The organism is Hymenobacter chitinivorans DSM 11115 (genome assembly GCF_002797555.1).
In the GTDB taxonomy this organism is placed as follows: Bacteria; Bacteroidota; Bacteroidia; order Cytophagales; family Hymenobacteraceae; genus Hymenobacter; species Hymenobacter chitinivorans.
This window is the reverse complement of record NZ_PGFA01000001.1, coordinates 2,652,939-2,666,196: the sequence shown is the minus strand read 5'-3', so window position 1 is coordinate 2,666,196 and position 13,258 is coordinate 2,652,939. Positions and strand designations below refer to the sequence as shown.

Annotated in this window: 9 protein-coding genes; 4 read left to right on the top strand and 5 right to left on the bottom strand. The window is 61.8% G+C overall.

Going from position 1 to position 13,258, the window contains the following annotated elements; genetic code table 11:
* The first annotated feature begins 6 nt into the window (after window positions 1–6).
* Complete coding sequence (gene rpiA, locus CLV45_RS11225; protein ID WP_100336443.1) at window positions 7–750, top strand: ribose-5-phosphate isomerase RpiA; 744 nt, start codon at window positions 7–9, stop codon at window positions 748–750.
* An 18-nt stretch (window positions 751–768) separates the two neighbouring features.
* Here rpiA and pgl read toward each other — a convergent pair whose 3' ends face one another.
* The 5 genes from pgl to CLV45_RS11200 all read right to left on the bottom strand — a co-directional run bounded on the left by pgl (window position 769) and on the right by CLV45_RS11200 (window position 7,616).
* Window positions 769–1,500: a 6-phosphogluconolactonase gene (gene pgl, locus CLV45_RS11220; protein ID WP_100336442.1), complete on the bottom strand. Its 732-nt coding sequence runs from the start codon at window positions 1,498–1,500 to the stop codon at window positions 769–771.
* A 4-nt stretch (window positions 1,501–1,504) separates the two neighbouring features.
* Window positions 1,505–3,019: a glucose-6-phosphate dehydrogenase gene (gene zwf / locus CLV45_RS11215; RefSeq protein WP_100336441.1), complete on the bottom strand. Its 1,515-nt coding sequence runs from the start codon at window positions 3,017–3,019 to the stop codon at window positions 1,505–1,507.
* 40 nt (window positions 3,020–3,059) lie between these two features.
* Complete coding sequence (gene gndA / locus CLV45_RS11210) at window positions 3,060–4,559, bottom strand: NADP-dependent phosphogluconate dehydrogenase (RefSeq protein ID WP_100336440.1); 1,500 nt, start codon at window positions 4,557–4,559, stop codon at window positions 3,060–3,062.
* Window positions 4,560–4,912: 353 nt separating this feature from the next.
* Complete coding sequence (locus tag CLV45_RS11205; RefSeq protein WP_100336439.1) at window positions 4,913–7,093, bottom strand: bifunctional alpha,alpha-trehalose-phosphate synthase (UDP-forming)/trehalose-phosphatase; 2,181 nt, start codon at window positions 7,091–7,093, stop codon at window positions 4,913–4,915.
* 196 nt (window positions 7,094–7,289) lie between these two features.
* Window positions 7,290–7,616, bottom strand: a complete 327-nt coding sequence (locus CLV45_RS11200; protein WP_100336438.1) for a DUF6686 family protein — start codon at window positions 7,614–7,616, stop codon at window positions 7,290–7,292.
* A 485-nt stretch (window positions 7,617–8,101) separates the two neighbouring features.
* On the opposite strand from CLV45_RS11200, the gene CLV45_RS11195 reads away from it, so the two are divergent.
* The 3 genes from CLV45_RS11195 to CLV45_RS11185 all read left to right on the top strand — a co-directional run bounded on the left by CLV45_RS11195 (window position 8,102) and on the right by CLV45_RS11185 (window position 13,051).
* On the top strand, window positions 8,102–9,763 hold the full coding sequence (locus tag CLV45_RS11195; RefSeq protein WP_100336437.1) for a glycoside hydrolase family 28 protein: 1,662 nt from the start codon (window positions 8,102–8,104) through the stop codon (window positions 9,761–9,763).
* Between the two features lie 60 nt (window positions 9,764–9,823).
* Window positions 9,824–11,761, top strand: a complete 1,938-nt coding sequence (locus CLV45_RS11190; protein WP_100336436.1) for a glycoside hydrolase family 88/105 protein — start codon at window positions 9,824–9,826, stop codon at window positions 11,759–11,761.
* Window positions 11,762–11,926: 165 nt separating this feature from the next.
* Complete coding sequence (locus CLV45_RS11185; protein ID WP_100336435.1) at window positions 11,927–13,051, top strand: pectate lyase family protein; 1,125 nt, start codon at window positions 11,927–11,929, stop codon at window positions 13,049–13,051.
* Window positions 13,052–13,258: the final 207 nt, after the last annotated feature.

Genomic DNA, 13,258 nt, shown 5'->3' with positions numbered 1-13,258 from the left:
CCCCCGATGAGTACCGCCGACCCACAGCAGGTATTGCAAAAGCAGCTGGCGGCCGCCACGGCTCTACGCTGGGTGCGCAGCGGTATGCGGCTGGGCCTGGGCACGGGCAGCACGGCCGCCGCCTTTATTACCCTGCTGGGTCAGGCCGTGCGTGCTGGCGAGCTGCGGGTAGAAGCCGTGGCTACTTCCCTGGCCAGTGAAACCCTGGCCCGCGAAGTCGGCATTCCCCTGCTGCCGCCCCGGCGCGGTCTGCGCCTTGACCTGACCATCGACGGGGCCGATGAGCTGGATGACCGGCTGCAACTCATCAAAGGAGGGGGCGGGGCCCTGCTGCGGGAGAAAGTGGTAGCCGCCGCCTCCGACTACCTGCTCATCATTGCCGACTCCAGTAAGCACGTGGCGCAGCTGGGCCGCTTCCCGCTACCCCTCGAAGTCGTGCCGTTTGCCCTGCCCTGGGTGCTCGACGCCGTAGCCAAGCTGGGCGGCGCGCCCGAGCTGCGCCTGGCTACAGCCAACCCCGCCGAGCCGGCCCGCTCCGACCAGGGCAACCTGCTCGTCGATTGCCACTTCGGCGAGCTGCCTAACCCGCCGGAGCTAGCCCGGCAGCTGGAGCAGATTCCCGGTATCGTGGAGCACGGCCTGTTTCTGGACCTGGCCCGGGCGGCCGTCGTGGCCCAGGCCGACACCGCCCGAGTGCTCCGCCCCGGCGTCGCTCCGGCTCCCGCCACCGATTTTACCGACCTGCCCTAAACCAGCGGCCGGTAAGCATCAGGAGGCGGCTGGTGGCAGGGCCGCCGCGGCGGCCATATCCAAAAACCAGTGCAGCTCCCCGGCCGGGGCAATCAGCTGGGCCGGAAACTCCTCGACGTTGCGCGCCCCCTGCATTACCTGCTGCACGGCCGCGGCTTTATCGGCGCCATACACCAGGAAAGCTACGGCCCGGGCCTGGTTGAGCAGCGGGGCCGTCAGCGTTATGCGGTAGGCCTGCTTCTCTTCCACAAACACCTCCCGGGCCCCCACGCTGGTATCGTGCAGCACGGGGGTATGGGGAAACAGCGAAGCCGTGTGCGAATTATCCCCCAGGCCCAGCAGCACGAGGTCGAATACCGCGTCTTCGGGAGCAAAAAATGCCTGAATCGTGCGGGTGTAGGCCTCAGCCGCTGCGGCTGGTGGCAATGAGGTATCGACGGGGAAAACCTGCGCGTCGGCAATATCAAGCGGGTCGAGCAGGGCTTCCCGGGCCATGCGGTAGTTGCTCTCCGGGTCGGTCGGTGGCACGTTCCGCTCGTCGCCGAAGAAAAAATACACCTTGTCCCAGGCTACCTGCGCGCGGTAGGGCGCCGCGGCCAGCAGCTCGTAGAGCTTCTTGGGGGAGTTGCCGCCCGAAAGCGCCACCGAAAACCGGCCGCGGCCGGCAATGGCGGCCCGGGCCTGAGCGACGAAATACTCGGCCAGGCCGTGCAGAACGGCGTCGGGCGCAGCGTGAACGTGAAGCGGCATAAGACTATTTTTTGCCGTTGAGCGGCAGCGTGAACCAATGGAATCCGTCGCGGGCAATCAGGGCTTCGGCCAGCTCGGGGCCCCAGGAATCGGCCGAGTAGTTGGGGAAGCTCTGGCTGGCCCGGCCTTCCCAGGAGTGCAGAATGGGCATAATCAGGTCCCAGGCCGCCTCCACCTGGTCACCGCGCATAAACAGGGTCTGGTCGCCGAGCATGGTGTCGAGCAGCAGGGTTTCGTAGGCTTCCGGCGCGGCATTGGTGTAGGTGCCCTTGTAGTCGAAGACCATGTCCACGGTGTTGAGCATCATATCCAGGCCGGGGCGCTTGGCCTGCACCTGCAGGCGGATGCTCATTTCGGGCTGAATGCTGATGATGAGGCGGTTTTGCTGCCAGCTTTCGGCCGTTTCGGGCGGGAAGATATAGTGCGGCGCGTCCTTGAACTGAATGGTGATGATGGAGGCCGAGCGGTGCATTCGCTTGCCGGTGCGCAGGTAAAACGGTACGCCCTGCCAGCGCCAGTTGTCCACGAAAAACTTCACGGCGGCAAAGGTTTCGGTGTTGGACGGCACTTCCGAGCCCACTTCTTCGCGGTAGCCGGGCACTTTCTCGCCTTCCATCCAGCCCTCGCCGTACTGCCCCCGCACCGCCGACTCGCGCACCTCCTCGGGCCCGAAGCGCCGCATGGCCCGCAGCACGTCCACCTTGCGGTTGCGCACCTCGTCGGCCGTGAAGTTGATGGGCGGCTCCATGGCCACCAGGCACAGCAGCTGCAGCAGGTGGTTCTGAATCATGTCGCGCAGGGCCCCGGCCCCGTCGTAGTAGCCGCTCCGCTCGCCCACGCCCAGCTGCTCGGTCACCGAAATCTGCACGTGCTCGATGTAGTTGCGGTTCCAGAGTGGCTCGAGCAGGGCATTGGCAAAGCGGAAGGCCATGATGTTCTGCACCGTTTCCTTGCCCAGGTAGTGGTCGATGCGGTAAATCTGGCGCTCCTGGAATGTCTGGTCCAGCAGCTGGTTCAGTTCCCGGGCCGAGTCCAGGTCGTGGCCAAAGGGCTTTTCGATGACGATGCGCGTGCGGTCAGCGTCGGTGGCCAGGTCGGCTTTGGCAATATTGGTGGCAATGACGGGGAAGAACTCGGGCGCTACGGCCAGGTAGTAAATCACGTTGACCGGGCCCTGCCACTCTTTCTCGTAGGCCTTGATGCGCTTGCCAAACTGCTGGTACGTGGCAGCGTCATTCACATCGGCCGCCTGGTACACCACGTGCTGGCTGAACTCGCCCCACTGGGCTTTGGCCGCCTTGCCGTTGCGCGAAAACTCGTTGATGCCCTCCAGCAGCCGGCCCCGGAATTCCTCGTCCGAGAGCGGCGTGCGGCCCGTGCCGATGATGGCAAACTCGGCCGGCAGCCAGCCGTCCAGAAACAGGTTGTAGAGGGCCGGAGCCAGCTTACGGGCATTCAAATCACCGGTGCCCCCGAATATGACGAAGACGGTAGGTTGCACTTGTTGGTTGGAGCTCATGCGAAGGGGTCTGGCAGGAAGTAGGAGGGAAGTGGTCCGCTTACTTGTTGGGAATAACCGGCTGCTCGTTCTGGTTGGCCGGGCCCGTAAAGGTGTCCTGCTTGTTGGCGGCGTCCTCGTGGGCGGGCGTCCACTGGGTGTGAAACACGCCCTCGTGCCCGATCAGCTCGTAGGTGTGGGCCCCGAAAAAGTCGCGCTGGGCCTGAATCAGGTTGGAGGGCATGCGGGCACTGCGGAACGTGTCGAAGTAGCTCAGCGAGGCGGCGTAGGCCGGGGCGGCAATACCGGCCGTTACGGCCGCCGCTACCACCGTCCGGGCGCCGGGCACGGCCGCGCTGACCAGCGCCCGGACCGGCTCGTCGAGCAGCAGGTGCGCTAGGTCGGGGGCGTGCTGGAAAGCGTTGAAGATGTCGCTCAAAAAGCGGGAGCGGATGATGCAGCCACCCCGCCAGATCTTGGCAATTTCAGCCAGCTGCAGCCCGTAGCCGTAGTCTTTCGACGCCTTAGCCAGCAAGTGCATGCCCTGGGCGTAGGTAATAACCATGTTGAAGTAAAACGCCTGCTCCAGGCTTTCGAGGAAAGCTTCCCGGTCAACATCGAGGGCGGCCGGCTCAGGACCATACAGCGTGGCCAGCTTTTCACGCAGGGCTTTGTACTTCGACAGGTCGCGCATGGCCACGGCCGTATCGATGGTGGGAATGGCCATTTCCAGCTCCTGGGCCACTTGCGAAGTCCACTTGCCGGTACCTTTCGAGCGGGCCTCGTCCTTGATGTCGTCGAGCAGCAGGTGGTCGGTGCCCGGGGCCTGGAAGGTGAAAATGTCCTTGGTGATGTCAAGCAGAAAGGACTGCAGCCGGCCGCTGTTCCACTGGGCAAATACTTCCCCGATGGCCGCGTTATCCAGGCCCAGGCCGCGCTTGAGCAGCTCGTAGGTTTCGGCAATGAGCTGCATCAGACCGTACTCAATGCCGTTGTGCACCATTTTCACGAAGTGGCCCGCGGCGCCGGGGCCGATGTAAGTCACGCAGGGCTCATCGTCGACGCGGGCGGCAATGGCCTCAAACATGAGCTGCACCACCTGATAAGCCTGCCGGTCGCCGCCGGGCATCATACTGGGCCCGAAACGGGCGCCTTCTTCCCCGCCCGAAATGCCCATGCCGAAAAAGTGGAAGCCGGCCGCCGCCAGGGCCGCGTCGCGGCGGTTGGTATCGGTAAAGTGGGAGTTGCCGCCGTCGATAATAATGTCGCCGGGTTGCAGCAGGGGCCGCAGCTCCTCAATCACGCTGTCGACGATGGGGCCGGCCGGAACCAGCATCATAATGGCCCGTGGCGTGCCCAGGCTGCTGATGAACTCGGGCAAGCTGGAAAATCCCCGAACCGGCAGGCCGGCTCCTTCCTCGGCCAGCAGGCTCACTTTGCTGGCGTCTTTGTCGTAGCCCGCCACGGCGAAGTCGTGGTCGGCTAAGTTTAGCAGCAGGTTGCGGCCCATCGTGCCCAGGCCAATCATGCCAAAGGAAAAGGAGGTCGGCGTTTCGTTCATCGGAAGTGCGTTTCGGAAGTGTATCGGGAAAAAACCGGTTAGGGAGGTCGGCATCCTGCCGCAAGCACGGCGGCCCGGCGCAAGTATAGCAGGATTCGGGCGGGCCGGCCATGAAGAATATATGAACAACCCGCGGCCGGCGGGCAGCGCGGCCGGCCTCAGCCGTAGGATGCAGTGTAGTAAGCAAAAAAGGGCCAAAGGGTTTTCCGCTGGCCCGCCCCGCTGCCGGAGCGTTTGCGCTACATCGTCAGAATCTGCTTTAGGCTTAATAAGTTAAAAGTTAAAGCCTGAAGTGCGGGCCGCGTAGTTGACAAGCGGCCCGCACTTCAGGCTTTGCGGATGACCACACCCGGCTAGAGCAACGCCCGCAGCGTGCGGCGCACGTCCTGGGGCGAGGCAATGTGGAAGCGGGCAAAGGAGCGGCCGGTGTCGCCGACTTTCACCGTGTAGGCCTCGTCGGGCAGGGCCTGGAAGGTGTCCTCGTCGGTCCGGTCGTCGCCGATGGCCAGGATGAAGTCGGCGGGGTAGGTGGCCAGCCAGCGGGCCGCGGCCGCGCCTTTGTTGACCCCGGCATTCTTGATTTCAACTACTTTGTTGCCTTCCAGTACCTGCAAATCGGTGTTGGAAGCCAGGAAGTTGAGGTGGCTGGTCAGCTCCCGGGCCCGCACGGCACCCAACTCGGCATCGGCGCGGCGGTAGTGCCACACCAGGGAGTATTCCTTCTCCTCAATAAAGGACCCGGCCGTGCGGCTCACCAGCAAGTCCATTATCGGCCGGATTTCGTGCTTCCAGGTGTTGGTCATGGGTTGCAGCATGTTCCAGTCCTCACCCTCGCCGCTGGCCCGCAACCACACGCCGTGCTCGGTGATGAAGTCCACGGGCAGGTCGCCGAGCCAGGTAAAGAGCGTGTCCCGGTCCCGTCCGCTGATGATGACTACCCGGTTGCGCGGGTCGTTGCTCAAAGCCCGCAGCAGGTGGCGCAGCTCGTCGTCGGGCCGGGCGTGCTGGGGGTTTTTGGTGAAGGGCACCAGCGTGCCGTCGTAGTCCAGGAACAGCAGGCGCCGCTGAGCCTGGTCGAAGTCGGTGCGCATCTGCTGCAGCTCGGCTGCGCCCAGGGTTTCGGTGGCCAGGGTCTGCTGCTTGATTTTGATGTAAGTCAGCCGATCCATAAACAGCCGCACCCAGTGATACACGGTATAATGGCTTACCAGGGCCTGCATGTTGCCCATGCGCAGGCGTTGCTCGTCTTCGGGCATTACCAGGGCCTCGTGCATGGCTTCGGCCAGCTGCCGGGTGTCGGTGGGATTTATAATCAGGGCATCCGACAACTCCCGGGCCGCCCCGGCTCTTTCGCTCAGGATCAGTACGCCCGGCAGCTCGCCCTTGCTGGCTACAAACTCTTTGGCTACCAGATTCATACCGTCGCGCATGGGCGTCACCAGGGCCACTTCCGCCAGGCGGTATAGCCCCGAGAGGTGCTCCAGCGGAAACGAGCGGTAGAAGTACTGAATGGGCGTCCAGCCCACGGTGCGGTACTCGGCGTTGATGCGGCCCACCAGCTCGTCGACTTCCACCTTGAGCTCCTTGTATTTTTCCACCTGGTCGCGCGAGGGCACCACCAGCATGAGCAGCGTTACCCGTTCCCTCCACTCCGGATACTGTTGCAGCATCAGCTCGTAGGCCCGCAGGCGCTCGGCAATGCCCTTGGTGTAGTCGAGCCGGTCGATGGACAGAATTACCCGGGCGTCGCCGGTGGCTTCGCGGTAGAGCTCCTCACTGGCCCGGGCCTCGGCCGACTCGGCCACCTGGGCGTACTTGTCGTAGTCGATGCCCATTGGGAAGGCGTCGACCAGCACGCTGCGCTGCCCGGCCTCGATGAGGCCGTTCTGGCTGGGGTAGCCCAGAATCTGGGCCACTGAGCTCAGGAAATGGCGCATGTAGCCGTAGGTGTGAAAGCCGATTAAGTCGGCGCCCAGCATGCCTTCCAGCAGGGGCTTGGCCCAGGGCAGCACCCGAATCAGCTCGTGCGAGGGAAACGGAATGTGCAGGAAAAACCCGATGCTGCACTCGGGCCGGGCCTGGCGCAGCAGCTGGGGTAGCAGCAGCAGCTGGTAGTCGTGCACCCAGATGGTATCCTCGGGGCCAGCCAGCTCGAGTACGGCTTGGCAGAATTTCTCGTTCACGGCCACGTACGCCTCCCAATATGTCTGGTCGTAGACGGCATACTGACTGAAGTAATGAAAAGTCGGCCACAGGGTTTCATTGCTGAAGCCCTCGTAAAAGTCCCGGATTTCGTCCTGGGTCAGAAACACCGGGGCCATACTGTCGTTGCGCAGCTCCTCGGTGACGTAGCGCTGCTCCTCGGGGTCGTCAATTTCGACGCCGGGCCAGCCTACCCATACGTTGCCGTCGGCCCGGTAAATGGAGCCCAGGCCGGTGGCCAAGCCTCCTTCGCTGGGCGAAAAATGCAGTCCTTCTTCGGTGCGTTGTGCCTTCGTGGGAAGGCGGTTGGAAACAATAATAGTGCGGGGCATAGGTGTTCAACTTCGGATTCCTTGAGCCTGTGCTTACGGAAGAATCCGGGTTTATGCCCAAAAAATAACGCCCCAGCCTAGGCGCGCTTAGTTCGGTTAATCTGTTTTTTTAGAATGCAAGTAGTTGAATTATAATGAATTAATACAAGATATTTCAGGCTTTAAAAATTAGAAAAACCCTATGCATAGCTCAGCTTCATTGGGTGGCCCCACCGGCCAGAATCAGCTCGGCTTCCAGCAGCAGGTTGGCACTCATCAGCAGGTCGTGGAGCAGGAAAACTTCCTCCAGCGTAAACACGAAAGCCTGGCAGCTTACCGGGCTCGGAATGGTAATGCAACGCGCGGCCGGGTCCATCAGCCGGGGCGCGTGCTGCTGGTAGAGGCGGGCCGTCATGCGGCGCCACTCGGTTAGCTCATCGGCTTTCAGGCACAGGGCCACGTTGCCAAAGTACAGGTGCAGGCAGCAGCCGCTGGGGCAGCGGGAGATGCAGCCGAAATCGTTGTGGTGCAGGTATTGGCGCATAGCGGGTTGGTTAGCGGGGGTAGAATATATTTTTATTTAGACAAGTTCTAAATATACCCAAAAGTAGCAAGGAAAATGAAGTTGTCAAGTATTATTTAGAATTTGTATAAATAAATTACCGGGCTCGTTTCATCTACCCGGCTGACCCCTGAAAAGCCAATTACCACCCGGCGCCGCTCTGGTTAAATCAGTCGGGGAGGCCGGCAAACCAGGCGGAGGTAGCTCCAACCCGGGAGCAAAGTGCAAGCTCCAGCCGGTTGTTGAGAACGTTCCCGGTAACGTTTGCATAGAAAATACTGGCCTTTCTGCGAAGAATCCTGATTTTCCTTCAATCTTAACGGTAGGATAGGAAGAAGCCGAATCTGGCCTTGTTCTTGGAATAGTGTAACCCGCTCACTGCTCCCCCGGCCAGTCTTACCTCTTCCTGCCGCGCTTCGCCATGTCTGCTTGCCCCCACTTCCGGCTGCCGACGTAACCCACCCCGTATGAAATTCCCCCTCGCTTCCACGGCCGCCCTCGGCCTGCTCTTTACCGGCTTCGGCGCCACGGCCGCCGACCAACCCAAGCCCAATCTGCCGACCGTCAAAACGCCCTCCTTCCGGACCGATACGCTGTCCATCCTCAAGTTCGGAGCCGTGTCCGACGGGCTGACCAAGACCAACGCCATTCAGCAGGCCATCGACGCCAGCAGCAAGGCCGGCGGCGGGGTGGTGCTGGTGCCCCGCGGCCACTGGCTGACGGCCCCCATTGAAATGCGCAGCAACGTGAACCTGCACCTGGCCGCCGGGGCCTACGTGCAGTTCAGCAGCCAGCGCGCCGACTACCACCTGATTAAAACCAGCTGGGAAGGCGTGGAGGCCGTGCGCAACCAGGCCCAGATTTACGGCCGGGACCTCGAAAACTTCGCCATTACCGGCAAGGGCGTCTTTGACGGCGACGGGGGCACCTGGCGCATCGTGAAAAAGAGCAAGCTGACCGAAACCCAGTGGAAGCGCCTGGTGGAAAGCGGCGGGGTGACCAACGAGAAAAAGGACACCTGGTACCCGTCGGCGCAGTCGCTGAAGGGCTCCACCATTCCCGAGGCGTTTTACCTCAAGCCGGGCAAAGACGTGAAGGACTACGAGGAAATCAAGGATTTCCTGCGGCCCGACATGCTGGTGCTCGACCACTGCAAGCGGCTGATGCTCGAAGGCGTGACGTTCCAGAACTCGCCGGCCTGGTCCCTGCACCCGCTGATGAGCGAGGATATTACGGTGCGCAACGTGACGGTGCTCAACCCCGAGTACGGGCAGAATACCGACGCCATCGACCTGGAATCCTGCAAGAACGGCATTGTGGAAGGCTGCACCTTCGACGTGGGCGACGACGGAATCTGCATCAAATCGGGCCGGGACGAGCAGGGCCGCAAGCGCGGCATGCCCACCGAGAACTTCATTATCCGCGACACGAAGGTGTACCACGCCCACGGCGGCTTCGTGATTGGGTCGGAAATGTCGGGCGGGGCCCGCAACATCTACGCCTACAACCTGACCTTTATGGGTACCGACGTGGGGCTGCGCTTCAAGGCCGCCCGCGGCCGGGGTGGGGTAGTAGAAAACATCTACATCAACAACGTGAACATGAAGAACATCGTGGCCCAGGCCGTGATTTTCGACCTGTACTACATGGCCAAAGACCCGGTGGCGCTGGTGGGCGAGTCGTCGGCGCCGCCCGTTATCAAGGCTGAGCCGCTGAACGAGGGCACGCCCCAGTTCCGCCACATCGACATCCGCAACATCACCTGCGACGGGGCCGACGTGGGCATCATGATGCGCGGGCTGCCCGAAATGCCCCTGCGCGACATCACCATCGAAAACGCCGTGCTGCAGAGCGACAAAGGCCTGGTGTGCATCGAGGCCGAGGATATTCGCCTGAAAAATGTGACGCTGCTGAGCAAGAATACCATGCCGGTGATGGAAGTGCAGAACAGCAAGGACATCAGCCTCGACGGTATCAAGTACACGCCCGGCGCCACGCTGCTCATGCGCGTAACCGGCGACCGGGCCAAGAACGTGAAGCTGGCCAACACCGATACCAAAGCCGCCAAGAAGGACGTGGAGTTCGGCGACAAGGTGTCGAAGAAAACGGTAACCATTTCCCAGCGCTAGAACGAAACTCCCCTCCTTGAAGAAAGAAGGGGAACTGACGCTCTAAACATTCCCACCTGCATGAAAGCTTCCTTTTCTCTGGCCCTGCTGGGCCTGACGTTGCTCAGCGCCGCGGCTGAGGCCCAAACCGCCGCCCCGGCCGCCGCCAAGCCGATGTCGCAGCGCATGGCCGACTCCTTTATTGGCTGGCACCCCGACTCCATTCTGATTGGCACCCGTAAAACGGCCCGCTGGGACTACGAGCAGGGCCTGATGCTCAAAGCCCTGGAACGGGTCTGGAACCGCACCGGCGACGCGAAGTACTTCACCTACATGCAGAAGGACCTCGACCAGTTTGTGCGCGAAGACGGCACGATTCGCACCTACAAGCTCGACGACTACAATCTCGACAACCTGACTACCGGCCACGCCCTGCTCACGATGAGCCAGACCTCGGTGCCCAAGCAGGAAAAGTACATCAAGGCCGCTCAGCTGCTGCGCAAGCAGCTCGATGGGCAGCCCCGCACCAAGGAAGGCGGCTTCTGGCACAAGAAGGTGTACCAGAACCAGATGTGGCTCGACGGCCTCTACATGGCCGAGCCCTTCTACGCCGAGTACAGCGCCGTATTCAACCAGCCCCAGGGCTTCGACGACGTGGCCAAGCAGTTTGCCCTCATTGAAAAGCACCTCGTGGACCCCAAAACGGGCCTGATGTACCACGGCTACGACGAAAGCAAAGAGCAGAAGTGGGCCAACAAAACCACCGGCCAGAGCCCCAACTTCTGGGACCGGGGCATGGGCTGGTACGCCATGGCCTTGGTCGACGTGCTCGACTACTTCCCCCAGAACCATCCCCAGCGCCAGCAGCTCATCAAGGACGTGCAGCGCCTGGCCCCGGTACTGGCCAAGTATCAGGACCCGAAAACCGGCACCTGGGCCTTGGTCGTCGACCAGGCTTCCCGCAAGGGCAACTATGCTGAAGCTTCGGGCAGCAGCATGTTTGTGTACTTCCTGCAAAAGGGCGTGCGCATGGGCTACCTCGATAAAAAGTACGCCAACACGGCCAAGAAGGGCTACGACGGCCTGCTGAAAACCTTCGTGGCCGAGGAAAACGGCGCCCTGGCCTTCAACGGTACGGTGAGCGTGGGCGGCCTGGGCGGCAACCCCTACCGCGACGGGAGCTTTGAGTACTATCTGAGTGAGCCCCTGCGCAAAAACGACTTGAAAGGGGTGGGGCCATTCATTATGGCGGCCCTGGAAATGGAAATTGCCGCCACCCAGAACGTGGGCCAGAACAAGACCATCGGCCTGGACTACTACTTCAACAACGAGTACCGCAAAAGCGCCATTACGGGCCAGCAGGAGCGGTTTCACTACACTTGGGAAGACCGGATGCACTCGGGCTTCTGGCTCTGGGGCAACACCTTCCGCGACTTAGGCGCCAAGACCGTTTCCGTCCCCACGGCGCCCACCAAGGCCTCGCTCAAGGGCGTGGACGTCTACATCATCGTGGACCCGGACACCAAGAAGGAAACGGCCAAGCCCAACTTCGTGACGGCCGCCGATACCAAGGTGCTGACCGACTGGGTAAAGGACGGCGGCGTGCTGGTGCTGATGGCCAACGACACGGCCAACTGCGAAATCAAGCACTTCAACGAGCTGGCCAAATCCTTCGGCATTCAGTTCACCGACAAGAGCGTGAACATGGTCAAGGGCACCCAGTTTGAGCAGGGCAAAGTGGCCCTGACGCCCGGCAACCCGGTCTTTACCAAGGCCCGCACCGCCTACATCAAGGAACTCTCGCCCCTGAGCCTGCAGGCCCCGGCCAAGCCCGTCATTACCCAGGGCCAGGACCAGATTGTGGCCGTGGCCAAGCTCGGCAAAGGCACCGTACTGGCCGTGGGTGACCCGTGGCTTTACAACGAATACGTCGACGGCCGCAAGATTCCGGCTGAGTTCGAGAATTTCCAGGCGGGCAAAGACCTGGCAACCTGGCTGCTGCAACAGTCGAAACGCTAGGAATACAGCGCAAATCCAACGTCGGCCTTGTGGTGAGGAACGCCCGACCCGGACCAGGAAGTGGGTACCGGGCCGGGCTGCCGGCGAAGGATTTGCGCTTTCCCGTGTATAGTCCCGAGCGGCTGGCCCGCTTGTTCCGCTCTTTTTTCCTAAAGCACACCGTTTGTGAAGCATTATCCCTCGAATCTGCCCCTGGTAGATTTTTTTCGGTTTCCTCAAGTCGGCCCGGCCCTCGTACTGGCGGTGCTGCTTGGGGCGGCCGCTTGCGCCAAGAAACCCCTCGAATCGGCGGCTGTGCCGCAGCCGGCCGGAGCTACGGTGGCCGCTGCTCCCGCCAGCACTGCGCCCTCGTTCGGGCTGGTGGGCTTTGCCGGTGAAAACGGTGGCACTACGGGCGGGGCCGGGGGGCGCACGGTAGCGGCTACCACGCTGGCCGAGCTGACCGAATACGCCAAAAGCAAGGAGCCGCTCATCATCACCATTGCCGGCACGATTTCGGGCGGGACGGAAGGCGCCTCGGTGCGGGTGGCTTCCAACAAAACCCTGCTGGGCGTGGGCAAAACCGGTTTTCTGGAGGGCGTGGGCCTCACCATCAGTGACCAGCGCAACATCATCGTGCAGAACCTGCGCTTCACGATGTCGACCGTTACCAACACCAAAATCAACGACGAAAAGCGCCCCCAGGTGGCCGTCAACGACGGGGACTGCATCACCATTCAGGGCGCGAGCCAGAACCTGTGGTTCGACCACTGCGAGTTCTTCAACCTGGACCCCGTGGCCCAGCCCAACCAGGACCTCTACGACGGCCTGATTGATGCCAAAGGGGCCAGCGCCTACATCACCATCTCCTGGTGCTACTTCCACGACCACCACAAGTGCCACCTAATCGGCAACTCCGACAAGGACGCCGGCGACCGGAAAGTGACCTTTCACCACAACTACTACTCCAACATCACCGAGCGGGTGCCGGTGTACCGCTTCGGCACGGGCCACGTGTTCAATAACTACTACAAGCACGTGTACGGCACCGGCGTTAACTCCCGGATGGGAGCCTGCCTGCGGGTGGAGCAGAACTACTTCGAGGACACCAAAAACCCCATCACGACCAAGAACAGCAGCGTGCCCGGCAACTGGGACGCGGCCGGCAACCTCTACGTGGGCTGCACCGGCGCCCAGCCCACTACCAGCACCTGCTCTTTTCAGCCACCTTATCAATATGCGGCGGTGCTGAATGAGACAGCCAAGGTGAAAGAAATCGTGGTGCAGGGTGCGGGTGTGGGCAAACTCTAGGCCGGCGGGCCTGGCAAGACCGAAACCGGTATTTCGTTACGCTGGCAGGCCTTTTACGCAAACGTTCCCGGAAAACGGCTAGCTGGCAACGTTCCCGGTAACGTTTGCGCAAATTAAAATCCGCATCTGTTTCCCATTTCGCCTTGAATAATGCTTCTTGGAGAAGCATTAGTCGCCTTTTCGCGCTCAAGAAGCCCAGGAAGGTTC

What these genes read in the sequence shown, in the direction of transcription:
- rpiA (WP_100336443.1), top strand. Translation starts at nt 7, where the DNA reads ATGAGTACCGCCGACCCACAGCAGGTATTGCAAAAGCAGCTGGCGGCC.
- CLV45_RS11200 (WP_100336438.1), bottom strand. Translation starts at nt 7,616, where the DNA reads ATGCGCCAATACCTGCACCACAACGATTTCGGCTGCATCTCCCGCTGC.
- gndA (WP_100336440.1), bottom strand. Translation starts at nt 4,559, where the DNA reads ATGAACGAAACGCCGACCTCCTTTTCCTTTGGCATGATTGGCCTGGGC.
- CLV45_RS11205 (WP_100336439.1), bottom strand. Translation starts at nt 7,093, where the DNA reads ATGCCCCGCACTATTATTGTTTCCAACCGCCTTCCCACGAAGGCACAA.
- zwf (WP_100336441.1), bottom strand. Translation starts at nt 3,019, where the DNA reads ATGAGCTCCAACCAACAAGTGCAACCTACCGTCTTCGTCATATTCGGG.
- CLV45_RS11190 (WP_100336436.1), top strand. Translation starts at nt 9,824, where the DNA reads ATGAAAGCTTCCTTTTCTCTGGCCCTGCTGGGCCTGACGTTGCTCAGC.
- CLV45_RS11195 (WP_100336437.1), top strand. Translation starts at nt 8,102, where the DNA reads ATGAAATTCCCCCTCGCTTCCACGGCCGCCCTCGGCCTGCTCTTTACC.
- pgl (WP_100336442.1), bottom strand. Translation starts at nt 1,500, where the DNA reads ATGCCGCTTCACGTTCACGCTGCGCCCGACGCCGTTCTGCACGGCCTG.